At 71.0% G+C, this 23,929-nt stretch carries 22 protein-coding genes and 1 pseudogene; 3 read left to right on the forward strand and 20 right to left on the reverse strand.

Annotation, left to right across the window (positions count from 1 at the left end):
• Nucleotides 1-134 precede the first annotated feature (134 nt).
• The 16 genes from ASG05_RS03560 to ASG05_RS03635 all read right to left on the reverse strand — a co-directional run bounded on the left by ASG05_RS03560 (nt 135) and on the right by ASG05_RS03635 (nt 17,530).
• Nucleotides 135-560 (reverse strand): hypothetical protein, encoded by a 426-nt coding sequence (locus tag ASG05_RS03560; RefSeq protein WP_056257372.1) that lies wholly within the window; start codon nt 558-560, stop codon nt 135-137.
• Nucleotides 557-1,051: a hypothetical protein gene (locus ASG05_RS03565; protein ID WP_056257376.1), complete on the reverse strand. Its 495-nt coding sequence runs from the start codon at nt 1,049-1,051 to the stop codon at nt 557-559. Before ASG05_RS03565 ends, ASG05_RS03560 begins: the two co-directional genes overlap by 4 nt.
• The gene (locus ASG05_RS03570) at nt 1,048-2,187 is read right to left on the reverse strand and encodes a mannitol-1-phosphate 5-dehydrogenase (RefSeq protein ID WP_056257383.1); all 1,140 of its coding nucleotides are present in this window, start codon (nt 2,185-2,187) and stop codon (nt 1,048-1,050) included. The genes ASG05_RS03565 and ASG05_RS03570 overlap by 4 nt, the downstream gene beginning before the upstream one ends.
• Nucleotides 2,188-2,287: 100 nt before the next feature.
• Nucleotides 2,288-3,313: a ketol-acid reductoisomerase gene (ilvC, locus tag ASG05_RS03575; RefSeq protein WP_056257386.1), complete on the reverse strand. Its 1,026-nt coding sequence runs from the start codon at nt 3,311-3,313 to the stop codon at nt 2,288-2,290.
• A gap of 73 nt (nt 3,314-3,386) precedes the next feature.
• On the reverse strand, nt 3,387-3,893 hold the full coding sequence (gene ilvN, locus ASG05_RS03580) for an acetolactate synthase small subunit (protein WP_043593980.1): 507 nt from the start codon (nt 3,891-3,893) through the stop codon (nt 3,387-3,389).
• On the reverse strand, nt 3,890-5,782 hold the full coding sequence (locus ASG05_RS03585) for an acetolactate synthase large subunit (RefSeq protein WP_082486311.1): 1,893 nt from the start codon (nt 5,780-5,782) through the stop codon (nt 3,890-3,892). The genes ilvN and ASG05_RS03585 overlap by 4 nt, the downstream gene beginning before the upstream one ends.
• A 94-nt stretch (nt 5,783-5,876) precedes the next feature.
• On the reverse strand, nt 5,877-7,589 hold the full coding sequence (gene ilvD, locus ASG05_RS03590) for a dihydroxy-acid dehydratase (RefSeq protein WP_056257388.1): 1,713 nt from the start codon (nt 7,587-7,589) through the stop codon (nt 5,877-5,879).
• Between the two features lie 65 nt (nt 7,590-7,654).
• Nucleotides 7,655-8,215: a monovalent cation/H(+) antiporter subunit G gene (mnhG, locus tag ASG05_RS15695; protein ID WP_235491372.1), complete on the reverse strand. Its 561-nt coding sequence runs from the start codon at nt 8,213-8,215 to the stop codon at nt 7,655-7,657.
• Nucleotides 8,212-8,475, reverse strand: coding sequence for a monovalent cation/H+ antiporter complex subunit F (locus ASG05_RS03600; protein ID WP_056257391.1), 264 nt, complete (start codon nt 8,473-8,475; stop codon nt 8,212-8,214). The genes mnhG and ASG05_RS03600 overlap by 4 nt, the downstream gene beginning before the upstream one ends.
• Entirely contained in the window at nt 8,472-9,092 is a 621-nt protein-coding gene (locus ASG05_RS03605; RefSeq protein ID WP_056257394.1) for a Na+/H+ antiporter subunit E, read from the reverse strand. Before ASG05_RS03605 ends, ASG05_RS03600 begins: the two co-directional genes overlap by 4 nt.
• Entirely contained in the window at nt 9,089-10,726 is a 1,638-nt protein-coding gene (locus tag ASG05_RS03610; RefSeq protein WP_082486312.1) for a Na+/H+ antiporter subunit D, read from the reverse strand. Before ASG05_RS03610 ends, ASG05_RS03605 begins: the two co-directional genes overlap by 4 nt.
• Nucleotides 10,723-11,235 carry a Na(+)/H(+) antiporter subunit C gene (locus ASG05_RS03615; RefSeq protein ID WP_082486314.1) on the reverse strand — a complete coding sequence of 171 codons (513 nt, stop codon included), beginning with the start codon at nt 11,233-11,235 and terminating at the stop codon, nt 10,723-10,725. Before ASG05_RS03615 ends, ASG05_RS03610 begins: the two co-directional genes overlap by 4 nt.
• On the reverse strand, nt 11,232-14,234 hold the full coding sequence (locus ASG05_RS03620; protein ID WP_082486316.1) for a Na+/H+ antiporter subunit A: 3,003 nt from the start codon (nt 14,232-14,234) through the stop codon (nt 11,232-11,234). Before ASG05_RS03620 ends, ASG05_RS03615 begins: the two co-directional genes overlap by 4 nt.
• Before the next feature lie 141 nt (nt 14,235-14,375).
• Nucleotides 14,376-15,155: a trehalose-phosphatase gene (gene otsB / locus ASG05_RS03625; RefSeq protein ID WP_056257397.1), complete on the reverse strand. Its 780-nt coding sequence runs from the start codon at nt 15,153-15,155 to the stop codon at nt 14,376-14,378.
• Nucleotides 15,152-16,651, reverse strand: coding sequence for an alpha,alpha-trehalose-phosphate synthase (UDP-forming) (gene otsA, locus ASG05_RS03630; RefSeq protein WP_056257400.1), 1,500 nt, complete (start codon nt 16,649-16,651; stop codon nt 15,152-15,154). The genes otsB and otsA overlap by 4 nt, the downstream gene beginning before the upstream one ends.
• Nucleotides 16,652-16,759: 108 nt before the next feature.
• Entirely contained in the window at nt 16,760-17,530 is a 771-nt protein-coding gene (locus tag ASG05_RS03635) for a fructosamine kinase family protein (protein WP_082486318.1), read from the reverse strand.
• Between the two features lie 18 nt (nt 17,531-17,548).
• On the opposite strand from ASG05_RS03635, the gene ASG05_RS03640 reads away from it, so the two are divergent.
• Both ASG05_RS03640 and ASG05_RS15700 read left to right on the forward strand, forming a co-directional pair.
• Nucleotides 17,549-18,589 (forward strand): magnesium transporter CorA family protein, encoded by a 1,041-nt coding sequence (locus ASG05_RS03640; RefSeq protein ID WP_082486440.1) that lies wholly within the window; start codon nt 17,549-17,551, stop codon nt 18,587-18,589.
• 83 nt (nt 18,590-18,672) lie between these two features.
• Nucleotides 18,673-19,413 (forward strand): annotated as a pseudogene (locus ASG05_RS15700) (sugar phosphate isomerase/epimerase family protein); the annotation flags it as partial.
• 59 nt (nt 19,414-19,472) lie between these two features.
• Here ASG05_RS15700 and ASG05_RS03645 read toward each other — a convergent pair.
• Nucleotides 19,473-20,627 (reverse strand): SLC13 family permease, encoded by a 1,155-nt coding sequence (locus tag ASG05_RS03645; RefSeq protein WP_056257403.1) that lies wholly within the window; start codon nt 20,625-20,627, stop codon nt 19,473-19,475.
• A 122-nt stretch (nt 20,628-20,749) separates the two neighbouring features.
• On the opposite strand from ASG05_RS03645, the gene ASG05_RS03650 reads away from it, so the two are divergent.
• Nucleotides 20,750-20,929 (forward strand): hypothetical protein, encoded by a 180-nt coding sequence (locus tag ASG05_RS03650; protein WP_043593989.1) that lies wholly within the window; start codon nt 20,750-20,752, stop codon nt 20,927-20,929.
• 84 nt (nt 20,930-21,013) lie between these two features.
• On the opposite strand, the gene ASG05_RS03655 is transcribed toward ASG05_RS03650, so the two are convergent.
• From ASG05_RS03655 to ASG05_RS03665, 3 genes are all read right to left on the reverse strand, one after another.
• The gene (locus ASG05_RS03655) at nt 21,014-22,306 is read right to left on the reverse strand and encodes a mechanosensitive ion channel family protein (RefSeq protein ID WP_082486320.1); all 1,293 of its coding nucleotides are present in this window, start codon (nt 22,304-22,306) and stop codon (nt 21,014-21,016) included.
• Nucleotides 22,307-22,424: 118 nt separating this feature from the next.
• Entirely contained in the window at nt 22,425-22,664 is a 240-nt protein-coding gene (locus ASG05_RS03660) for a hypothetical protein (RefSeq protein WP_143048533.1), read from the reverse strand.
• Between the two features lie 246 nt (nt 22,665-22,910).
• Nucleotides 22,911-23,825 (reverse strand): glycine betaine ABC transporter substrate-binding protein, encoded by a 915-nt coding sequence (locus ASG05_RS03665; protein WP_056257405.1) that lies wholly within the window; start codon nt 23,823-23,825, stop codon nt 22,911-22,913.
• Between the last annotated feature and the right edge of the window lie 104 nt (nt 23,826-23,929).

Genomic DNA, 23,929 nt, shown 5'->3' on the forward strand with positions numbered 1-23,929 from the left:
GTTCGGTCAGGGGCCGCGACGCGCCGTGGGCGCGGCTGCCCACGACTCTATCGACTCGTCCGGCGTGTGACGTCCACATGACGCGGTGGTGCCGAGCGCCGTCGACGAGCCGACCCGCGCCTCCTCGGCCGGGGTCAGACGGTCGTGACGTAGGCCGTCAGCGTGAGCGAGACGGCGGCCACGAGACCCAGGGCGGCGAACAGCACGAGGGTGAACTTCCAGAGCTCGTGGCGGCGACCGACGACGATCGCGCCGACGAAGGCCAGCGGTGGCACGACCACCCCGACGATCAACGGCAGCCACGGCGGCTGCACGATCAACCCGTCGAGCCCGTTCTCGCGGTAGAAGTCGTTGTTCTGCGTGAAGACCTGCGGCACCAGCACCAGGTTGGAGATCGCCTCGAACAGGTCGAACGCGAAGGCCGCCGCGAAGACGATCGCGACCGCCAGGTAGAAGAAGAAGGAGGCGCGGCCCGGTTCGCTCGCGTCGCCCGCCGTCACCGAGACGGCGTCGTGGTCGCGACCCGCCCCGGGCACGGAGGCGCGGCCGAGGTCGCTCATGCCGGACCCCCGATGACGAGCGGCCAGGGCGCCACGAGGAGCGCGCCGAGGGCCATCACGGCGAGGCGACGTCGCGTGCGGACCGTGGGGACCAGCACGATGACGGCGACGAACCAGGCGAGGGGTGCGGCGACGGCGAAGAGCTCGCCGAGGTTCCACATGACGGACGAGATCGCATCGGTGAAGGGGTTCGTGAAGTCCCCCACGGCGACGATCCAGCCGGCCGCCCAGAGCAGGAAAACACCACCGAACACGCCGTGCACGATGAGCGAGCCCGAGCTCATGACGGCGGGACCGTCGTCGTCGTCGTCATCCGTCTCGTCGGCCTCGTCGGGGGCGTCATCCGCCTCGTCGGCGTCACGAGCCCGGACCCGTCGCACCCTGGCCGACGGGGCCGGACCCTCGACGTGGCTGCTGTCGGCCTCGTCACCCCAGGTCAGGGCGTCGTCGGGGTCGCCGCCGGCCGGAGCCTGCGGCTCGGCAGGCGTCATGCCGTGAGCTTGGACGAGACCGCCGCGAGGAGTGCGGGATACAGCGGGTGGTCGTCCTGGACGCCGGTCAGCGTGCGGGTCAACTCGTCGGCGCCGAGGCCGGAGACCAGCAGCGACTGCAGTTCGACGCTCTCGACGTCGTCGGGCACCGAGAAGTCGAGGGCCGCGCGGACGGCACGGACGAGCGCGTCGTAGGGCAGCCCGCGCTCGGCGGCCTGGGCCGCCGGACCGACGAACCGCTCGTGACGGCTCAGCTTGCGCAACGGGTTGCGGCCGACCCGCTCGGTGGTGTCGGGCAGGTGCGGGTTGGCGATGCGGACGAGGTTCTTCTCGATGTACGCCTGCTGCTCGTCGGCGTCGAGCTCGTGCTTGGCGACGAGCAAGGCCTTGGTCTCGGCGAGCACGCCACGGACCTCGGCCATGACCTCGGCGTCGTCGAGCGCCTCTCGGATGCTCGCGAGCCCCTTGCGGAACCCGTGGTACGCGGCTGCCGCGTGGGCGGTGTTCACCGTGAAGAGCTTCCGCTCGATGAAGGGCTCGAGGTCGTCGACCCAGGTGACCCCCTGGATCTCGGGACGGTGCTCACCGAAGGGGGTGCTCTCGACGACCCACTCGAAGAACGACTCGATCGTCACGTCGAGCGTGCCGCCGGCCTGCTCGGGGACGATGCGGTCGATGGCGCAGTTGGCGAAGACGGCGTTCTCGGCCGGGTCGTGCTCGCGCACGGCGACGGCCAGCGAGTCGGTCGCGTTGATGGCGTTCTCGCAGGCGATGACGGCCAAGGGCGCGAGGTCGGCGGATCGCGCGGCGAGGCCCTGGGCGATGACGGGCGCGACGAACGGCAGGATGCGCGCGCCGACCGCGGTCGTCACGACGTCGGCCGTGGCGATCTCGGCGACCAGGGCGGCCTCGTCGGTGCGGCTGTTGATCGCCCGGTAGTCGTCGACGACGGTGGTGCGGCTGTCTGCGCCCACCTCGTGGACCTCGAACGACGGCTGCGACTGCAGCGCCCCGATCAGGTCGTCGTTCACGTCGGCGAAGACGACCTCGTAGCCACTCGCGTGGAGGAACTGGGCGACGAAGCCCCGACCGATGTTGCCGGCGCCGAAGTGCACGGCCTTCTTGCTGTGAGCCATGCCTTAGATCATGCCACGAGGTCGTCGGGCCGACCGACGGCGCGAAGGCCCCGCACCGGGTGGTGCGGGGCCCTCGCGGGTGGTTCGGGTGTGACGTCGGTCAGCGTGCGGCGCTGCCGTCGACGTAGTCGTTGTCTTGCTGCTTCCAGGCGAAGAGGGCGCGCAGCTCTTGGCCGGTGGCCTCGATGGGGTGCTCCTCGCCCTTCTTGCGCAGCTCCTGGAACTCGGGGGCACCCGCGTCCTGGTCGTCGATGAAGCGCTTGGCGAAGGCACCCGACTGGATGTCGGCGAGGACGGCCTTCATGTTCTCCTTCACGTCGGGCGTGATGACGCGGGGGCCCGACACGTAGTCGCCGTACTCGGCGGTGTCGGAGACGCTCCAGCGCTGCTTGGCCAGGCCGCCCTCCCAGATGAGGTCGACGATCAGCTTGAGCTCGTGCAGCACCTCGAAGTAGGCGATCTGCGGCTGGTAGCCGGCCTCGGTGAGGGTCTCGAAGCCGTACTGGATCAGCTGGGAGGTGCCACCGCAGAGCACGGCCTGCTCGCCGAAGAGGTCGGTCTCGGTCTCTTCGGTGAACGTGGTCTTGATGCCGCCGGCGCGCAGGCCGCCGATGCCCTTGGAGTACGACCAGGCGAGGTCCCAGGCCGAGCCCGAGGCGTCCTGCTCGACGGCCACGATGACGGGGACGCCACGGCCGGCCTCGAACTCGCGACGCACGGTGTGGCCCGGGCCCTTCGGGGCGACCAGCAGGACGTCGACGCCCTCGGGCGCCTCGATGTAGCCGAAGCGGATGTTGAAGCCGTGACCGAACACGAGCGCCTTGCCGTCGGCGAGGTTCGGGGCGATGTCGTCGGCGTAGACGTGACGCTGCACCTGGTCGGGCGCGAGGATCACGATGACGTCGCCCCAGGCCGAGGCCTCGGCGGGCGTCTGGACGGTGAAGCCGGCCTCTTCGGCCTTCGCGCGGCTCTTCGAACCCTCTTTGAGCCCAACGACGACCTCGACGCCCGAGTCGCGGAGGTTCAGCGCGTGGGCGTGGCCCTGCGAGCCGTAGCCGATGACGGCGACCTTCTTGCCCTGGATGATCGACAGGTCGGCGTCGTTGTCGTAGACGATTTCAGTCACGGTGGTGGTTCTCCTTGGGTGTTGACGATGGGGTGTCGGGACGAGGAGGCGCGGGTGGCGGCCCCTCGAGGGGTCAGTTCTTGAAGACGCGGTCGGTGATCGATTTCGCGCCGCGCCCGATGGCGAGCAGGCCCGACTGCGAGATCTCCTTGATGCCGTAGGGCTCGAGAACTCGGAGCAACGCGGTCGTCTTGCCGGTGTCACCGGTGACCTCGATGACGAGGGCGTCGGTCGACACGTCGACGACCGAGGCGCGGAAGAGGGTGACGGCTTCGAGCACCTGCGAGCGGGTCGTGTTGTCGACGCGCACCTTGATCAGCAGGTGTTCGCGCTGCACGGATTGCGAGTAGTCGAGCTCGACGATCTTGATCACGTTGATCAGCTTGTTGAGCTGTTTGGTGACCTGCTCGAGCGGCAGCTCTTCGACGTCGACGACGACCGTGATGCGGCTGAGCCCCTCGACCTCGCTCTTGCCGACGGCGAGGCTCTCGATGTTGAACCCGCGCCGGGCGAAGAGCCCGGCGACGCGGGTCAGCAGACCCGGCTTGTCTTCGACGAGCAGGGACAGGACGTGGCTCATGCGTGTTCTCCGGTCATGTCGCCGTCGCGGGTGGTGTCGGAGGCGCTCGTGCCGGGCGCCTCGTCGTCCCACTCGGGAGCGAGGGCACGGGCGTGCTGGATCTCGGAGTTCGAGACCCCTTGCGGCACCATCGGCCAGACCATCGCGTCGCGGCTGACGACGAAGTCGATGACGACCGGTCGGTCGTTGGTCGCGAGGGCGAGCTCGATGGCCGCGTCGACCTCGTCTTCGGTGCGGACCCGGATGCCGAGGGCGCCGTAGGCGTCGGCCAGCTTGACGAAGTCGGGCACCATGCGGGTCTCGTGCCCGGTGTTGAGGTCGGTGAACGAGTGGCGCCCCTCGTAGAAGAGCGTCTGCCACTGCCGCACCATGCCGAGCGACGAGTTGTTGATGATCGCGACCTTGATCGGGATGTCGTTGATGACGCAGGTGGCGAGTTCTTGGTTGGTCATCTGGAAGCACCCGTCGCCGTCGATGGCCCACACCACACGGTCGGGCTGCGCGACCTTGGCGCCCATGGCGGCCGGGACGGAGTAGCCCATCGTGCCCGCGCCTCCGGAGTTGAGCCAGGCGTGCGGGCGCTCGTACTCGATGAACTGGGCGGCCCACATCTGGTGCTGGCCGACGCCGGAGGCGTAGATCGCCTCGGGGCCCGAGAGCTGCCCGATGCGCTGGATGATCGCCTGCGGCGACAGCAGGCCGTCATCGGGCTGGGTGTAGCCGAGCGGGAACTGCTCGCGGAGCCCGTCGAGGTGCTCCCACCAGGCCGCGATGTCGGGCTTGACGCCGCCCGTGACCTCGGCGAACGCGCTCGTGAGGTCGGGGATGACGACCTTGGCGTCGCCCACGATGGGCACGTCGGCGATGCGGATCTTCGAGATCTCGGCCGGGTCGATGTCGACGTGGACGACCTTCGCGCCGGGCGCGAACAGCTCGGCCTTGCCGGTCACCCGGTCGTCGAACCGCGCACCGAGGGCGATGATGAGGTCGCTCTCTTGCAGGCCGAGCACGGCCGGCACCGTGCCGTGCATGCCGGGCATCCCGAGGTGCTGCGGGTGGGTGTCGGGGAAGGCTCCCCGGGCCATGAGGGTGGTGACGACGGGGGCCCCGGTGAGCTCGACGAGCGCCTTCAGCTCGGCCGAGGCGCCGGCGCGGATGACGCCGCCGCCGACGTAGAAGACCGGCTGCTTCGCGTCGGCGATCATCTGCGCCGCGGCGGTGATCTGCTTGCCGTGTGCCTTCGTGACCGGCCGGTAGCCGGGCAGGTCGACCACGGGCGGCCAGACGAAGGGCGCGCTGTTCTGCTGCGCGTCCTTGGTGATGTCGACGAGCACCGGGCCGGGACGACCCGTGCTCGCGATCTGGTAGGCCGCGGCGAGCGTCGCCGGGATGTCTTCCGGCTTGGTCACCAGGAACGAGTGCTTCGTGATCGGCATGGTGATGCCGACGATGTCGGCCTCCTGGAAGGCGTCGGTGCCCATGAGGGTCGAGAAGACCTGCCCGGTGATGGCCAGCAGCGGCATGCTGTCCATGTACGCGTCGGCGATGGCCGTGACGAGGTTCGTCGCGCCGGGGCCGGACGTCGCGATGGCGACGCCGACGCGGCCGGACGCCGCCGCGTAGCCCTCGGCGGCGTGACCGGCGCCCTGCTCGTGGCGGACCAGGATGTGCCGGATCGCCGTCGAGGCCATCAGCTCGTCGTAGAACGGGATGATCGCGCCGCCGGGCAGCCCGAAGACGTCGGTCACGCCGAGGTGCTCGAGCGACTTGAGGATGGCACCGGACCCGGTCAGCACGGGAGGCGCGGCGGGCGACCCGACGGACGCGCCGGCGGCGGGCCGGGCCGTCCGCGTCGCGGTGCCGGGTGTGGGGGTGGACTCTGCAGGCATCGGTGCCGGTTCCCTCTTCGTGGTCGGTGATCGCTGGTGACGGGGCGGCTCGGGCCGCGTGCGGGGGTGACGCGCCGGGCGATCGGGCGGGGCGTCAGTAGGTGACGGCGCCCTCTGCCGCGGAGCGGACCTGGCGTGCGTACTTCGCGAGGACACCGCGGGTGTACCGCGGGGGAAGCGGGGCCCAGCCGTCTCGGCGGGCGTCCAGCTCAGCGGCGTCGACGAGTAGGTCGATCGAGCGAGCGGCGATGTCGACCCGAATCAAGTCACCATCGCGCACGAAGGCGATCGGACCGGAGTCGACCGCTTCGGGTGCTATGTGGCCGATGCACAGGCCGGTTGTGCCGCCTGAGAATCGTCCGTCCGTCAAGAGTAGTACATCTTTGCCGAGCCCAGCGCCCTTGATGGCCGCCGTGATGGCGAGCATCTCGCGCATGCCGGGGCCGCCCTTGGGGCCCTCGTAGCGGATGACGACCACGTCGCCGGCCTCGATGCGCCCCTCGGTCAGGGCATCCATGGCGCCGCGTTCGCGCTCGAAGACCTTGGCCGGGCCCTCGAACACCGAGGCGTCGAAGCCGGCCGTCTTGACCACGGCACCCTCGGGTGCCATCGAACCACTGAGCACCGTCAGGCCGCCGGTCGCGTGGATCGGGTCGTCGAGGGTCCGCAGCACCTCGCCGTCGAGCGGCTTGGGCTTGATCGACTCGAGGTTCTCGGCGACGGTCTTGCCGGTGACCGTCAGGCAGTCGCCGTGCAGCAGACCCGCGTCGAGCAGGGCCTTCATGACGACGGGCACGCCGCCCATGCGGTCGACGTCGTTCATGACGTACTTGCCGAAGGGCTTGAGGTCGCCGATGTGCGGCACCTTGTCGCCGATGCGGTTGAAGTCGTCGATGGTGAGGTCGACCTCGGCCTCGTACGCGATGGCGAGCAGGTGCAGCACGACGTTCGTCGAGCCGCCGAACGCCATGGCGACCGCGATGGCGTTCTCGAACGCTTCTTTCGTCAGGATGTCGCGCGTCGTGATGCCCTGGCGGAGCATCTCGACCACGGCCTCGCCCGAGCGGTGGGCGAAGTAGTCGCGTCGACGGTCGGCCGACGGCGGCGAGGCCGAACCGGGCAGGCTCATGCCCAGGGCCTCGGCCACGCTCGCCATCGTGTTCGCCGTGTACATGCCGCCGCAGGCGCCCTCGCCGGGGACGATCGCGCACTCGATGGCCTTGAGGTCGTCGTCGCTCATGTTGCCGGCCTTGTGGGCCCCGACCGCCTCGAACGAGTCGATGATGGTGACGTTCTTCTCGGTGCCGTCGCTGAGCTTGACCCAACCGGGGGCGACGCTGCCCGCGTAGAGGAAGACGCTGGCGAGGTCGAGCCGGGCCGCGGCCATGAGCATGCCGGGCAGCGACTTGTCGCACCCGGCGAGCAGCACCGAACCGTCGAGACGCTCGGCGTTCATGACGACCTCGACGCTGTCGGCGATGACCTCACGCGAGACGAGCGAGAAGTGCATGCCCTCGTGCCCCATCGAGATGCCGTCGGACACCGAGACCGTGCCGAACTGCAGCGGGTAGCCGCCCCCGGCGTGGACGCCCTCTTTGGCGCCCTGGGCCAGCCGGTCGAGCGACAGGTTGCAGGGGGTGATCTCGTTCCAGCTGCTGGCGATGCCGATCTGGGGCTTGCTCCAGTCTTCGTCGCCCATGCCGACGGCACGGAGCATGCCTCGTGACGTGGTGGCCTCGACGCCGTCGGTGACGACGCGGCTGCGGGGTTTGATGTCGATCCCGTCCGGGGTGGGCTTCTCTGGCATGGGTCGAGTTTAGGGCGTGAGCGCGCCTACCCGGTCCACCGACGCCGAGGCCGACGCCGACGACCTCAGAGCTCGCCCGGCTCCCCCGACGCGTCGCCGCCCGACCGGGTGCGTCGACCCTCGTGGTCGCGCTCAGGGTCGTCGCCCTTGCTGTCGTCGAGACCGGACGAGTCGCCCACGCGGTCGAGCTCGACCGCGAGGGCGTCGGCCGACCCGACCGGGAGGTCGGACACGTCGAGGTCGGCGGCGTCGCCCTCGGTGGTCTCGGCGATCTCGCCCGCCGCGCGGGCCACGGCGTCGTCGAGTTCGTCGACGACGAGCTGCTCGCGCAGCAGGTCGCCGTTGCGGTACCCCGCACGCCCGATCATGTGGGCCGAGATGGGAGCGGTCAGCATCTGGAAGACCAGGACGACGAGCAGCGACGCGATGGTGCCGACCGTGTGCTGGTCGAGGGCGATCGCGGCCAGCACGAGGATGAGCCCGAAGATCTGCGGCTTGGTGGCGGCGTGCATCCGTGACAGGGCGTCGGGGAACCTCAGCAGGCCGATGCCCGCGGCCAGGGAGAGCAGCGCCCCCGCGATCAGCATGATCGAGGCGGCGACGTCGTAGACGGCTTCGGGGATCACGAGGGGTCCTGCTTCGACACGTAGCGCGCCACCGTGATCGTCCCCAGGACGGCCGTCAGGGCGAGGGCGAGGATGACCGGGATCGTCCGGGTGTGGCCGTTGAAGACCATGTCGGCCGCGAGGACGCAGATCAGGGTCGTCAGCAGCATGTCGGACGCGATCATGCGGTCGAGGATCGACGGCCCCCGCACGATGCGGATGACCGAGGCGAGACCGGCGAACGCGAACAGCGCGCCGACGACGTAGGCGACGACGGTCACGAGGGGCCTCCTTCGTGGGACGAGGACGGGCTGACCGGGTCGTGCACCTCGGCCGCGGCCGGGGTGCCGTCGGAGATCCGGCGTCGGTCGTCGTCGCTGCCGAGCACCCGGACGAGACGCGCCTCGACGACGAGGACGCCGTGACGGACGGCCTCGACGCCGTCGAGGTCCTCGACGGCCAGCGCGTGCAGGTACAAGATCGACCGCTCGCGGTCGGCCTCGACCACGAGCGAGCCGGGCACGAGCGAGATCGCCTCGGCCACCAGGGTCATGATGAAGTCCGACCGGGTGTGCAGCTGCACCGCGACGATCGCGTTCGAGTCGACCCCGCGGGGACGCACGGCCTGCCAGGCGACGATGACGGAGGCGCGCACCAGGTCGACCAGGAAGTGCGCCAGGAAGACCACGGCGTACCAGAGGTTGAACCGGCCGCTGAGCTCGACGGGCGGCAGGAAGAACACGCGGGTCACCAGGAGCGCGACGGCGACGCCGGTGACGAACGCGAGCACCGTGAACTGGTTCCACAAGGCCATCCAGAGGACGACCAGGCCGACGAGCAGCGGCAGTTGCCGGGCGAGGCTGCGCCCGACCTCGCCACGCGTGGGGCGACCGGTCACGGGATGCTCCCCTCGTCGGTGGTGTCGGAGGCTGGTTCGGGCTCGGGCGACGACGGGTCGGTGGCCGTCTCGCCCTCACCGTCGGGGAACACCGTCTGCACGTAGTCGTTCGAGCCGTAGACCCGACCGGCCGCGCGTTCGGCGACGCCGTAGAGCGGGCCCGCGGCGAAGGTCAGCACGAGCGAGACGAGCACCATGCCCGCCGTCGCACCCACCATGGTGCGGGGGTTGGTCCGGCGCTGCTGCACCGCCACGCGTCCCGGTGCCTCTTCGAGGTGTTCGGTGAACGGTGACTCGTGGTCCTCGACGTCGGCCTTCGGGCGCCAGAACGCGAGGTTCCAAGCCCGCATCAGGGCGTAGAGGGTCAGGAGCGACGTGAGCGCCCCGGCACCGATCAACACGTAGACCAGGGGGTCGTCGAGTCGGGCCCCGGCCTCGAAGAGCGCCACCTTGCCGATGAAGCCCGAGAACGGCGGGATGCCGCCGAGGTTGAGGGCCGGGATGAAGAACAGCACGGCGACGATCGGCGCGGCCTTGAGCAGGCCCCCGAGCCGCGTGATCGACGCCGTCCCACCCCGTCGTTCGATGAGGCCCGCACCGAGGAAGAGCGTGGTCTGCACCGTGATGTGGTGCACGACGTAGTAGATGGTGGCTGCCAGGCCCTCGACCGTGCCGAGGGCGATGCCGAAGATCATGTAGCCGATGTGGCTGACCAGGGTGAACGAGAGCAGCCGTTTGATGTCGGCCTGGGCCACCGCACCCAGGATGCCGACGGTCATGGTCAGCAGGGCGATGATCAACAGGTACACGTTGACGTTGCTCTCGACGAAGAGGACCGTCTCGGTGCGGATGATGGCGTAGACGCCCACCTTGGTGAGCAGGCCGGCGAACACGGCCGTGACCGGCGCCGGGGCCGTCGGGTACGAGTCGGGCAACCAGAACGACAGCGGGAAGATCGCGGCCTTGATGCCGAACGCCGTCAGCAGCATGACGTGGATAATCGTCTGCACGTCGGGCGGGATCGTGTCCATCTTCTGGGCGATGTCGGCGATGTTGACCGTGCCGAGCGCGCCGTAGATCATCGCGATCGACGCCAGGAAGAGCACCGACGACACGAGGCTGACGACGATGTAGACGACGCCCGCGCGGATGCGCTGCTCGGTGCCCCCGAGGGTGATCAGGACGTAGCTGGCCACGAGCAGGATCTCGAAGCCCACGTAGAGGTTGAAGAGGTCGCCGGCGATGAAGGCGTTGAACACGCCGGTCGCGAGGATCAGGTACGTCGGGTTGTAGATCGAGACGGGCGCCTCGCCGTCACCGTCGGCCTGCCCCTGCCCCACCGAGAAGACGAAGACGGCCAACAGGACGATCGACGAGATGCTCAGCATCAACGCCGCGAGCCGGTCGACGACGAGCGTGATGCCGAACGGGGCCTCCCAGCCGCCCACCTGGACGGCGATGGCCCCCTGGGAGTCGACCACCACCAGCAGCACGAGGCTGATGACGACCACGAGGGCCAGCGCGACGATCGAGACGACCGCCTGCAGCCGCGGACGACGCCCGGCGATCAGGGCGGCCGCCGCGCCGAGCAGCGGGACCAGGACGACGAGCGGGACGAGGTAGCTGGAGTTCATGCTCGGTCGCCCTTCTCGTCGTGGTGTGCACGGTCGCCCTGCGGGCCCCGGTCGTCTGCCGGGACGGCTGCCTCGGCCCGGTCGCCGAACTCGCTGTCGCCGCCGGCCTCGTCGTCGCCGTCGCCCTGCTCGGACTCCTCTTCGGCCGGGACGCCGCGACGTCCGATCTCGAGGTCTTCGGCGTCGTCGGCCAGGGTGTCGCCCTGGGCGAGTCGCCACGACCGGTAGATCAGCGCGAGCATGAAGGCCGAGATGCCGAAGGTGATGACGATGGCCGTCAGCACGAACGCCTGGGGCAGGGGGTCGGCGAACTCGGCCGGGTCGGCCTGGCCGTCGACGATCGGTGCGGCACCCCGACGGCCGGACATGATCAGGATCAGGATGTTCGTCGCGTTGCCGACCAGCAGGAAGCCCAGCAGCACCCGGGTCATGCTGCGCTCGAGCAGCAGGTAGACACCGCAGGCGTACAGCGCGGCCATGACGACGATCAGGACGAGTGAGACGCTCATGCGTCACCCCGCCCGGTCGGGGAAGTACCGGCGACGGACACGGGGAGCGCCTCTTCTCGGGGCTCGGAGACCTCGCCCGGGTGACCGGGCGCGTCCTCTTCTTCTTGGCGGTCGACCTCGGCCCCGAGACTCCGCAGGACGTCGAGCACCAGCCCGACGACGACGAGGTACACGCCGATGTCGAAGAAGGTGCTGGTCACGAACTCGATGTGCCCGAGCAGGGGCACCTCGGCCTCGAACCAGGTCGAGGTGAGGGCGTCGACGCCGAAGAAGAGCGGGACGAGGGCGGTGGCCGTGACCGTCAGGAGGCCGGCACCGAGCAACTTGCCGGCGTCGAGGGGGGCGGCGGCGCCGAGCTCGTAGCGGCCACCGGCGAGGTAGCGGGCGACGAACGCGAAGCCCGCGACGAGACCGCCGGCGAAGCCCCCACCCGGGGTGTTGTGCCCGGCGAAGAGCAGGTAGATCGACACGACGATGATGGCGTGGAAGATCAGCCGGACCACGACCTCGAGCAGGATGGACCGGTTCTGCGGCGCGAGCTTGCGACCGGCCAGCAGCCAGGCCCGACGGTCGCCCTCGGTGCTGTCGCCGATCTGGACGGTGGTGCCGCCGTCGGGCACCACGGGTGCCGGTTCACGGACGGGCCGGACGCGGGCCAGGAAGCGCTGGGCGCGGGTGCGTCTCTCGGGCCGGGGCAGCACGTCGGCGCGCGAGGTGAGGAACACCAGGCTGGCGACGCCCGTGGCGGCGACGATCAGCACGGCGATCTCGCCCATGGTGTCCCACCCTCGGATGTCGACGAGGGTCACGTTGACGACGTTGCGTCCGTGTCCGCCGTCGACGGCGAGCTCGGGGAACGCCCCCGAGATGGTCGGGCCGGGCCGCGCGCCGAGGGCGACGACGGCGATGGCGGCCATCACCGAGCCGACCGAGACGCCGATGACCGCGCGGGCGACCCGGTGGGTCCGACCGTTGCGCTCCCCCAGGCGGGCGGGCAGGCGACGCAGCACCAGGACGAACGCGATGAGCGTGATGGTCTCGATGAGAGCCTGCGTGAGGGCCAGGTCGGGTGCGCCGTGCAGGGCGAACAGGGCCGCCATGCCGTAGCCGGTCACGCCGACGAGGACGACCGCCTGGAACCTCTTGTTCGAGAGCGCCGAGGCGATGGCCCCGATGATCATCAGGGTTCCGATGGCCAACTGTGCCGGGTAGTCCCAGAGCACGGCGGTCGTCGGCCAGCTGCCGTTGATCGCGAGCGTCACGACCGACGAGGCGATGAAGACGACGAGGATGGTCGCGAGGTAGAAGGGCAACGAACCGCGCTGCGTCGTCGCGGTCGTCAGCGAGGCCGTGCGGTCGACGGTCGCCATGATGCGGACGTACCCGTCGGAGGCGCGGGGCAGGAACGAGACGGCCTTCTGCACCCGAGCGACCCGGTCGCGTTGCCAGAACAGCAGGGCCCCCACCCCGAGCGAGACGGCGGTGAAGCCGAGTGCCGGCTCGACGCCGTGCCAGAGCGCCAGGTAGTACGGCTCGTGCTCGCCGACCCCGGCGGGCAGCGTGTCGGCGTACCGGGCGAAGACCGGGCCCACCTGGTACGAGACCAGGCCGAGCACGAGACCGGCGACGGCGAGCACCATCGGCGACAGCAGGAAGTCGACGTGCTCTCGCACGAACTCGACCGGACCGACCCCCTCTTTGCGGCCGAAGGCACCCCACAAGAAGCGCAGGCTGTAGGCCGTCGTCAGGATCGAGCCCACGACGACGCCCACGAGGGCGACGACGCCCCAGACCGACCCCGTGACGGCGTCGTCGTAGAGGGCCGTGAGCACCGCCTCTTTCGCGACGAAGCCGAAGGTCGGGGGAACGCCGGCCATCGAGGCGAGGGCGAGGACGGTCACCACGAGCAGGACGGGTGCCTGCCGGCCCAGCCCGCAGAGCTTCCGAAGGTCGCGCGTGCCCGTCCGGTGGTCGATGACGCCGACCACCAGGAAGAGCGTGGACTTGAACAGGGCGTGGGCGACGAGCAGGGCGAGGCCGGCGAGGGCGGCGTCACGCGTGCCGAAGCCGACGACGATCGTCAGGAACCCGAGCTGGCTGACCGTGCCGTAGGCCAGCACGAGCTTGAGGTCGTGCTGCCTCAGGGCGCGGTAGCCACCGAGGACCATGGTGACGACGCCGACGGTCACGATGATCTCTTGCCAGCCCGGCTGGTCGTGGTAGCCGGGGGCGAGGCGCGCGACGAGGTAGATGCCCGCCTTGACCATCGCCGCGGCGTGCAGGTAGGCACTCACCGGGGTGGGTGCGGCCATGGCGGCTGGCAGCCAGAAGTGGAACGGCACGAGCGCCGACTTCGACAGGGCGCCGACGAGCACGAGGACGACGGCCACGGTCACGACGGTGCCCGACGGCGGGTTCTCGACCAGCTGCGAGAGCGAGCTCGTGCCCCCCTGGACGGCGAGGATCACGAGCCCGACGAGCATCGCGAGGCCGCCGGCCGTCGTGACGATGAGGGCCTGCAGCGCGGCCCCGCGGCTGGCCTGCTTGGCGGTGTAGTGCCCGATCAGGAGGTACGAGAAGACGCTCGTGGCCTCCCAGAAGACGAAGAGCACGAAGACGTCGTCGCTCGTGACGAGCCCGTACATCGCACCGGCGAAGGCGACGAGCACGGCGGCGAAGCGGGCCCGCCCGGCTTCGTCGCGGGCGAAGTAGCGCGCGCAGTAGACGAGCACGAGGCCGCCGACGCCCGTGACGACCAGCGCCAGCACCCAGGCGAGCACGTCCATGCGCAGCGTGAGCGAGATGGCGAGCTGAGGGATCCACGGCACGGCCTCGACCGGCACCTCGCCCGAGAGCACCGCCGGGCCCTGCAGGGCCGTGACGACGAAGGCGGCGAAGGGCACGATCGACGCCCAGACGAAGAGCGAACGACCCAGGCGACCACCGACGCAGGCCACGACGACGGCCGCCACGGCGAACGCTGTCAGGACTACGATCACGGGGACCTCCGTCGGCTGGCGACCTCGCCGGACCGTCTCGGGCGAGCGGTGGCGGGTAGTCGCGGCGGGGTGTACAGACTACCTTGCGATGACCTGAGAATGCTCAGACCGGAGCATCACGACCGTGCAAAGCATGCGACCTCAGGCATGCCCCAGGTGCTCGCGCAGACCGGCCAGCTCGGCGAGCAGGTCGGCCACGGCGGCGGGGTCGGCGACGCGGTGCATCGCGCGGGTCTCGCCCGGCCCGACCTTCAGCGACAGGTCGCCCTCACCGAGCGCCCGGAAGCCGTCCTCGTCGGTGACGTCGTCGCCCGCGTAGAGCACGCCGGTGGCACCCACGACCTCGCGCAGGCGCTCGATGCCGTCGTCCTTGCCGGTGGCCCGCACCGCGAACTCGAGGACGTTCTTGCCCACCCGCTCGTGCATGCCGCCGAGGGCGCCGACGGCCTCGCGGGCGGCCTCGTGGACCGCCTCGGTCGTGGCCTCGTCGGCGAGCCGGGTGTGCAGCGCCAGACCGGCGGGCTTCTCTTCGACGAACACGCCCTCCCGCCCTTCGGCGACACCGTGGACGGCTTCGGACAGGCGCTCCCTCGCGGCTCGTTCGTCGTCGCTCAGCGAGGTCTCGTGACCGTCGACCCGCACCTCGATGCCGTGCGACCCGACGAGCAGCACCTCGTCGGGCGTCCGGCTGACCTCGACGAGCGACGCGAGGTCGCGACCCGACACCAGGGCGACGGTGGTCTGGTCGAGCGCCGACAGGCGTCGGATGGCGTCCATCGCCTCGGGCAGGGCCCTGGCCTGCAGGGGCGCGTCGACCTCGGGGGCCAGCGTGCCGTCGAAGTCGAGGGCGACCAGGAGGCGCGGGGTCGTCGCGAGGCGACCGAGCGCGTCGCTGAGGGCCAGGGCGTCGGCAGTGGTCACGAGGCGTCACCGCCCGTCGCGCCGTCGGCCGACACGGGGGTGATCTGCTGCCCCGGACGGACGTTCTCGAGCGCCTGCAAGAACGACGCCGACCACTTGGCCACGTCGTTCTCGAGCACCCGCCGCCGCAGCGCCCGCATGCGCGTGGTGCGGTCGCGCTTCGGCATCTCGACGGCCCGCATGATGGTGTTCTTGAGGCCGCCGATGTCGTGCGGGTTGATCAGCAGGGCGCTCTTGAGCTCGTCGGCCGCACCGGCGAACTCGCTGAGCACGAGCACCCCGTCGTTGTCGCGTCGCACGGCCACGTACTCTTTCGCGACGAGGTTCATGCCGTCGCGGAGGGCCGTGACGAGCATGATGTCGGCCGCGAGGTAGAGCGCCACCATCTCTTCGCGCGGGTACCCGTGGTGGTGGTAGCTGATGGCCGTGTGGCTCATCGTGCCGTAGTCGCCGTTGACCCGGCCGACCGTCAGCTCGATCTCGTCGCGCAGCAGCTTGTAGGTCTCGACCCGCTCGCGGCTCGGGCTCGCGACCTGCACGAGCGTGGCGTCCTCGACGCTCAGCCGGCCGTCGGCCAGCAGCTCGCCGAAGGCCTTCATCCGGTGCCGGATGCCCTTGGTGTAGTCGAGGCGGTCGACGCCCAGCATGATCGTCTTGGGGTTGCCGAGGCCCTCGCGGATCTCGCGCGCCCTGGCCTGGACGTCGGGTCGCGCGGCCAGTTCTTCGTAGCTCGCGGCGTCGATCGAGATCGGGAAGTGCTTGGCGAGCACGCGGCGCACCTTCGTGCCCCGACGCGAGACCGGCGCGGACTCGTCGTCGACGGGCACCTCGATGTAGGGCCGGGTCGTCGAGTAGCCGAGCAGGTGCCGGACGGCACGCGAGAAGTTCGAGGCGTCGTCGGCCCGCTGGAACCCGATCACGTCGGCGCCGAGCAGGCCCTCGACGATCTGCTGACGCCACGGCAACTGCGAGAAGATGCCGAGCGGCGGGAAGGGGATGTGGTTGAAGAACCCGATGGTGACGTCGGGTCGGGCCTCGCGCAGCATCTTCGGCACGAGCTGCAGCTGGTAGTCCTGCACCCAGATGGTGCCGCCCTCTTCGGTGATCTCGGCGGCCCGGTCGGCGAAGCGCTGGTTGACCTGCACGTAGGACTCCCACCAGACGCGGTGGTACGTGGGTGCGGCGATGACGTCGTGGTAGAGCGGCCAGAGCGTGTCGTTGCTGAAGCCCTCGTAGTACCTCTGCACCTCGTCGGCGCTGAGCGGGACGGGCACGATCTCGATGCCGTCGGACTCGAAGGGCTCGAACTCGAGGTCGGGCTGCCCGGCCCAGCCCACCCACGCGCCGTCGTTGGCCTTCATGACCGGCTCGAGGGCGGTGACGAGACCGCCGGGCGAGTGCTGCCACGAGGCGGAGCCGTCGTCGGCGATGACGCGGTCGACGGGCAGGCGGTTGGAGACGACGACGAAGCCGTACCGTTCGGGGGTGTCAGGCATGGGGGTCGGTCAGCTCCTGTCGGTCGCCCGCACGGACGCGGGACGGCCAGATTATCAGCGGCACCCGACGCGCCACCCGGGCGGTCGCGTACCCCGGCGCCGACGCGGTCAGGCCAGCCGCAGGGTCGCCTCGGCCGCCCGGACGAGCGCTGTGCCGTAGCTCGGCCCGTGACCGGCGGCGTGCACGGCCAGCGGGTGCAACTGGTGCAGCGGCACACGGCCCCGCCACCCCTCGCGCAGCGGCGAGCGCGCGTCGTACCCGGCCAGCACGTCGTCGAGGTGCGGGCAGCCGAACAGGGCCAGCATCGCCAGGTCGGTCTCGGGGTGCCCGCCGTGGGCGGCGGGATCGATCATCACCACTCCCCCGTCGTCGAAGAGCACGTTGCCGCTCCACAGGTCGCCGTGCAGCCGCGCCGGGGCCCCGTCGTCGTCGAACGCACCGTCGGAGACGAGGCGGCAGGCGCGCTCGACGGTCTCGAGGCCCGAGCGGTCGAGGGTTCCCGCCTGCACCGCGACGCGCGCGTACGGCAGGACCCGCTGCTCGGCGTAGAACACTCCCCAGGTCGCCTTCGGGCGGACGGTCATCGCCCGGCTGCCGATGAAGCACGGCCCCGTCCACCCCCGAGGAGGCGCGCCGAACGCGTCCGCACCGCTCGCGTGGGTCACCGCGAGCGCCGCGCCGAAGGCCCGGGCGGCCTCGGCCGTGGGGCGGACCTCGTGCACGGGGTCGAGGTCGATGCGCCCCGGGGACGCGGCCCGGACGCCCACGGTGCGCGCGCCTCCTCGGGGCGTGGCCTCGGCGAGCCAGGCGAGCCCGGCGGCCTCGGCCTCGAAGAAGCCCGCGGGGGCGTCGGCACGCTGCTTCGTGTACGAGGTCACGGGAATAGCATGCGCCTCATGACCGACACCCGTCCCCCACGCGCCGAGGGCTCCCCCGGCGCCGCCGACCGGGGCACCCCGTCCGGCACCACCACCATCACGCGGGCGTACCGCGGGGGCGAGCTGATCGCCCACGGGTTCCCGTTGCACGAGGTGAGCGACCACCTCGAGACCGACGGCTGCCACGTCTGGGTCGACTTCACCGACCCCACCGCCGACGACCTCGCCGCCCTCGAGGACGAGCTGGGCCTGCACGAACTCGCGGTCGAGGACGCCCTGCAGGACGGGCAGCGCCCGAAGATCGACCGCTACGACGGGCACCTCTTCGCGGCCCTGTACGACGTGCAGTTCGACCGGGCCAGCGGCGTCCTGACCCCGAGCGAGGTCAAGGCGTTCATCTCGCGGCGGGCGCTGGTGACGATCCACCACCCCGACTTCGACGTCTCGCGGCTCGAGACGACCTACGACCAGAACAAGGACCTCGCGTCGCACGGCGTCACGTACCTGCTCTGGGGGTTGCTCGACTGCGTGGTCGACCGGCACTTCGAGGCCACGGATGCCCTGGACGACGAGATCGAGGGCATCGCCGAGGACCTCTTCGACCCGAAGCCCCGCACGATCGACGTCCAGAAGCGCTCGTTCGCGCTGCGCAAGAGCCTCGTCCAGCTGCGCCGGGTGGCGTCGCCGATGCGCGAGGTGCTGAACACGCTGCTGCGTCGCGACCTGAAGGAGGTCGACGCCGACATGCAGCCGTACTTCCAGGACGTCTACGACCACGTGCTGCGCGTGGCCGAGCAGAACGACTCGTTGCGCGACCTGGTGTCGACGATCCTCGACACCAACCTCAACCTGCAGTCCAATCGCATGAACCTCATCATGAAGAAGGTGACGAGCTGGGCGGCGATCATCGCGGTGCCGACGGCGATCACGGGCTTCTACGGGCAGAACGTGCCCTACCCGGGGTTCCAGTCCCCCGCGGGCTTCGTCACGTCGTGCGTGCTGATCGTCGCGATCGGCGGCGTGCTCTGGTGGCAGTTCAGACGCCGCGACTGGCTGTAGCCGGGCGTTCGCGCACCGTTCACCTCCGGAGCGCCGTCCGAGCGGCCCGACGGTCGTAGCCTGGCCGCGTGACCACGGTCGGAATGAGCACGTCCTGCGTCTTCCCGCTGTCGACCGACGAGGCCTTCCGGCTGGCGCGGCTCACCGGGTACGACGGGGTCGAGGTGATGGTGACCGCCGACCGATCGACCCGTGACGCCGGACTGCTCCGGGCCGCGACGACCCGCTGGGGGCTGCCGGTGCTGTCGGTGCACGCGCCCGTGCTGCCCGTCGCGCACTTCGCGTTCGGCCGCGACCAGGTCGACAAGCTGCGCCGGTCGGCCGAGCTGGCCCTCGAGCTGGGTGCCGCGACCGTCGTCGTGCACCCGCCGTTCGCCTGGCAGCGGTCGTACGCGGCCCGCTTCGTCGAGGTGGTCCGCGAGATCACCGAGTCCACGGGCGTCACCCTCGCGGTCGAGAACATGTTCCCGCTGCGGCTCGGCCCTGTCGGCCTCGACCCTTACCGGCCCGGTCACGATCCCTCGACGGTCGACGTCGACGCGGCCACCCTCGACTTCTCGCACGCCGCCGTCGCCGGGCGCGACGCGCTCGACCTCGCCCTGGCGCTCGGGCCGCGGTTGCGCCACGTCCACCTGACCGACGGCGTCATCTCGCCGCGCCCGGGCGGCCTGCACGACCAGCACCTCGTGCCCGGCCGGGGCACCCAGCCGGTGGCGGAGGTGCTGACCCACCTGGCCCGGTCGGGGTGGTCGGGCACCGTCGCGGCCGAGGTGCACACCCGGGGCGACGAGGAGGCGCGGGTCACCTCGCTGAGGCAGACCCTCGCGTTCGCGCGTCGTCACCTCGCGACCGCGCCGACGGCGGGCACGAGCGCCCGACCACCTCAGACGAACAGCGCCGTCGCGACCACCGCGAGCGGCACGGCGACGGCCGCGACACCGAGTCCGGCGAGCATGAACCGGCCCCACGACACCTCGACGCCCATCGACGACAGCCGCGAGTGCCAGAGCAACGTCGCGAGCGACGCCCACGGCGTGACGAGGCAGCCGATGTTGACCCCGACGAGCACGGCGACGAGTCGCAGGGGCGACCCGGCGACGGGCTCGAGGGCGAGGTAGGCCGGCAGGTTGTTGGCCACGTTGGCGGCGACGGCGCTGCCGCCCGCCAGGCGGAGCAGGTCGGGCAACTGGTCGCCCGTGCCGACGACGGCGCCGAGCAGGTCGGCGAGTCCCAGCGAGTGGGCGGCCTCGACGACCAGGAAGAGTCCCCCGGCGAAGAGCAACGTGCCCCACGGCACGAGCCCGAGGCGCAGGACTCCCCGTCGACGCACCGCCGTCGCCACGACGAGCACGAGCGCGGCGACCGCCGCGGGGATCCACACCTCGAGGCCCGAGACCAGGGCCGGCACGAGCAGTCCGGTCGCGACCGCCGCGACGCCGAACAGCACGCGGTCGGCGACCGGCTCGGCCGACGGCGCCTCGAAGCGACCGACGAGCTGACGCCGGTAGCGCAGTGCGATGGCGACCACCGGCACCACGACGCCGACGACGGCCGCCGGCGCGACCAGCGCGGCGAACTGCACGGGAGCCGGCGACCCGAGCTCGTGCAGGGCCAGCAGGTTGGTCAGGTTCGACACCGGCAGCAGCATCGAGGCGCAGTTCGCCAGCCACACCGTCGTCAGGGCGAAGGGCATCGGCGGCAGGCCCGCGTGGCGCGCGACGATGACGACCACGGGGGTCAGCAGCACGGCGGTCGTGTCGAGCGACAGGAACACCGTGCACAGCACGGCGAGCGCGACGACGAAGAGCCACAGCACGAGCACGCGGCCGTGGGCGAGCCGGGCCGACGCGGACGCCAGCCAGGCGAACAGCCCGGCCTCGGCCGCCAGCTCGGCGACGATCGTCAGGCCGACCACGAAGCCGAGCACGGGGGCGACCCGTTCGACCAGGGCCACGAGTTCGTCACCGGTCAGGACGCCGGTGACCACGGCGACGAGGCCGAGCACGACGAACACCCCTCCGAGCACGGCAGTGCGCACGGCATTCTCCTTCGACCGCGGGACGCACCGGCACGGGACGCCGGGCAGCTCAACCTACCCCCACCCGGACTCGCCGGGCGCCACGCGGTACCGTGGGCGAAACGACCCCTGGGAGCCCCACCGTGCGCAAATTCCTCTTCAACGGCGCGATCATCAGCGCGATCTTCTCCGGCATCAGCCTGCTCAAGAGCCTGAGCGCCGGCCCGCGCGACTGGCGCCTCGCCCTCATGGCGATCAGCTGGGCGGCGTCCACCGCGATCGCCGTGGGCAACGTGATCGAGGCCGCGAACGACGACGACTGACGTCGGGCCGAGACACGAAGGAGGCGCATCCCGCTCTGGCGGGGCGCGCCTCCTTCGTCGTGTGGCCGGGTCGCGACCGGCGCGTCAGCGACGCCCGCGGACGCCGGGCGTCGGACCCGACGGGTCGCCGTCGGGTCGGCCGGTCGGACTCCCGCCCGGACGACCGGCGACGTGCGGGTCGCGCTCGGCCTCGGCCCCGAGGCTGGCCTCGTACTCGGCGATGTCGTGGATCGGGATGGCCGCCGTGAACGCCGCCGTGCGCTCGGAGTCGGCGTTGTCACCGCTGAACAGGCCCGACGCGTCCGAGGTGGACCGTGCGGGACGGCCCTTCGACGCGGGCTCGGCCTCGACCATCTGCACGCGCGTCCGCGGGATCGACTGCGGGCTCTTCGCGTGCAGCCAGGCGATGAGGTCCTCGCGCACGAGGCACCGCAGGTCGAAGAGGGTGGCCGCGTCCTTGGCGGTCACGAGCACCCGCACCCGCACGTAGCCGGCCTGGGCGTCGGTGACCTGCAGCACCTTGGTCCGGCCGTCCCAGAGGTGGGTGCCGGCGAGGATCACGTCGAGCTCCTTGCGCATGGCGCCGGGGTCGACGCGCCAGTCGAGGTCGAACTCGACGGCTCCAAGCAGCTCGCTGTTGCGCCGCGTCCAGTTCTCGAACGGCGTGGTCGTGAAGTAGGTCGAGGGCAGCACGAGACGCCGGTCGTCCCAGACGTGCACGACGACGTACGACAGGGTGATCTCCTCGATCAGGCCCCACTGGCCCTCGACCACGACCACGTCGTCGATGCGGATGGCGTCGCTGAAGGCGAGCTGGATGCCGGCGAACACGTTCGCGAGGGTGGACTGCGCCGCGAGCCCGGCGACCACCGAGACGAGGCCGGCGCTGGCGAGGACGCTCGCCCCCACGGCCTCGACGCCCGGGAAGCCCAGCAGCACGGTGCCCGCGGCGAGGATGACGATGAGCGCCACGGTCAGCCGCCGCAGGATGAGCACCTGCGTGCGCACCCGGCGGGCCACCCGGTTGTCGGGGGTGTCGACCCGGTAGCGCGAGAGCCCGAGGTCTTCGAAGAAGATGGCGAGTGCCCCGACGAACCAGGCGACCACGACGATGATCGCGCAGCGGAACAGCTGCGACACCCAGCCCTCGCCCGGGTAGTCGGCCGGCAGCAGCGAGTCGAACGACGTGGTGAGGGCGACGACCAGCAACACGACGAGCAGGGTGACGCGGAACGGCCGACGCATGCGCGTGACGAAGGCCTGCGCCCATTCCTTGCGCTTGGCGACGACGCCCACGACGGCGCCCACGACCGCCGAGACCACGAAGGTGAGGACGACGGCGGCGACGAGCGAGATGGCGAGCTGGATCCAAGGCATCCGTCGAGCCTGACGCATGATGCACGGCGGTGTCGCGGCCAAGAGGCCCGGGCGACGGAACGGTGAGGCGATGCACAGCTACCGTCACCCGCGCGTCACGCCCGGGACGGGCGACGCGTCAGATCGAGCGCTTGCGCTGGCGCAGCGCCTCGAGGGCGAGCCCCTCGGAGGGGTAGCGCCCGACGACCTCGCCCCAGCGGGGGTCGGCTCCGCGGAGGGCGACGAACGTGCCCTGCTCGGCCCGGACGTGGCCGAGCACGCGGTCGGGGGTCGACACCTGGACGAGGTCGGACGAGACGGTGCGCGTGATGACGCGGGCCATTCTCCTCAGGACGTCGGTCGGTGCGGTGGTGCTCACGGGTGGTGCCTCTCGGGGTGCGGGTCCTGGTGCGGTGGTGCGTCGTTCGGGTGACGCCCGTCGACGACGCTACCCGCGCCTCCCGGGGCGTGACCTCGGGGTTGGCTGTGCGTCAGGTGTCGCCTGGCTGTGGTTTCGCCCGGCCGCGTCACCCGGCCCCGGCCGCTCGACGACGCCCCGGTCGACGACGCGACGACGCCCCGGGCGAGCGGGGCTCGGCCGGGGCGTCGTCGTGCGCGGGTCGGGTCAGCTGGTGAGGCCGTCGACGTAGTCCTGGTTCTCGGAGATCCACTTCTCGACGACCGGGGCGTAGTCGTCGCCGTCGACCTCCTCGCCGTTGAACATGGCGTTCTCGAGCGACGACAGGGTCTCGGTGTCCATCGTGAAGCCCTGCAGCCACTCGGTCAGCTGCGGGAAGTCCGCGGTGAAGCTCTTGCCGCCGAACGAGTGGATGCCCTCGGCGTCGCCCAGGGTGCCCTCGGGGTCGGCGAGGTCCTTGATCGGGAACGCGTCGTAGGCCCAGTGCGGGCTCCACAGCGTCACGGCGATGTCCTCGCCGGCGTCGGTCGCGCTCTTCAGCTCGGTGAGCATGGCGGCGGTCGACGAGGTCTGCAGCTGCATGTCGCTCAGGCCGTAGGTCGGGATGGTCTCGTCCTGCACGGCCGCGGTGAGGCCCGCGCCCGGCTCGATGCCGACGATCGTGCCGCCGAACAGGTCGGCGTTCGCCGCGAGTTCGTCGAGCGAGTCGATCGGGGCGTCCTCGTTGACGGCGACCGCGAGCTTGGCACCGTCGTTCCAGGCGCCGAGGTCGGTCAGGTCGTCACCGTACCGCTCGATGTACGACGCGTGCGTGGTCGGCAGCCAGGTGTCGAGCACGACGTCGTAGTCGTCGGTGGTGAGGCCGCTGTAGACGGGGGCGACGTCGGCCGGCTTCAGGTCGACCGTGTAGCCCTCGTCCTCGAGGACGGTCTTCCACAGCCACGAGGCCGCGATGCCCTCGTCCCAGCCGTTGAACACGGCGAGGTCGACGACGGCCTGGTCGCCGTTGTCGAGCGTCTCGCCCTCGGCCGACGAGCTGCTGCCGGGAGGCGAGCAGGCGGCGAGTCCGAGCACGGTGGTGGTGCCGAGGGCGATCGATGCGGCGATGGTGCGCTTGTTCATGTGGTCCTTTCGGGTGGTGCAGGAGGCGCGGGTCGGGTGTGCCGGGGCGGCACCCGTCCCGCAGGTGGTCGGGGTCTGGCCGGTCGGGGTCTGGTCGGTCGGTC

The sequence above is a fragment of the Frigoribacterium sp. Leaf186 genome (genome assembly GCF_001423905.1).
Classification (GTDB): domain Bacteria; phylum Actinomycetota; class Actinomycetes; order Actinomycetales; family Microbacteriaceae; genus Frigoribacterium.

Excerpts from the sequence above, each read along its gene's own strand:
- ASG05_RS03560 (WP_056257372.1), bottom strand. The coding sequence starts at position 560 with ATGAGCGACCTCGGCCGCGCCTCCGTGCCCGGGGCGGGTCGCGACCAC.
- ASG05_RS03565 (WP_056257376.1), bottom strand. The coding sequence starts at position 1,051 with ATGACGCCTGCCGAGCCGCAGGCTCCGGCCGGCGGCGACCCCGACGAC.
- ASG05_RS03570 (WP_056257383.1), bottom strand. The coding sequence starts at position 2,187 with ATGGCTCACAGCAAGAAGGCCGTGCACTTCGGCGCCGGCAACATCGGT.
- ilvN (WP_043593980.1), bottom strand. The coding sequence starts at position 3,893 with ATGAGCCACGTCCTGTCCCTGCTCGTCGAAGACAAGCCGGGTCTGCTG.
- ASG05_RS03585 (WP_082486311.1), bottom strand. The coding sequence starts at position 5,782 with ATGCCTGCAGAGTCCACCCCCACACCCGGCACCGCGACGCGGACGGCC.
- ilvD (WP_056257388.1), bottom strand. The coding sequence starts at position 7,589 with ATGCCAGAGAAGCCCACCCCGGACGGGATCGACATCAAACCCCGCAGC.
- ASG05_RS03610 (WP_082486312.1), bottom strand. The coding sequence starts at position 10,726 with ATGAACTCCAGCTACCTCGTCCCGCTCGTCGTCCTGGTCCCGCTGCTC.
- ASG05_RS03615 (WP_082486314.1), bottom strand. The coding sequence starts at position 11,235 with ATGAGCGTCTCACTCGTCCTGATCGTCGTCATGGCCGCGCTGTACGCC.
- otsA (WP_056257400.1), bottom strand. The coding sequence starts at position 16,651 with ATGCCTGACACCCCCGAACGGTACGGCTTCGTCGTCGTCTCCAACCGC.
- ASG05_RS03640 (WP_082486440.1), top strand. The coding sequence starts at position 17,549 with ATGACCGACACCCGTCCCCCACGCGCCGAGGGCTCCCCCGGCGCCGCC.
- ASG05_RS03655 (WP_082486320.1), bottom strand. The coding sequence starts at position 22,306 with ATGCCTTGGATCCAGCTCGCCATCTCGCTCGTCGCCGCCGTCGTCCTC.
- ASG05_RS03665 (WP_056257405.1), bottom strand. The coding sequence starts at position 23,825 with ATGAACAAGCGCACCATCGCCGCATCGATCGCCCTCGGCACCACCACC.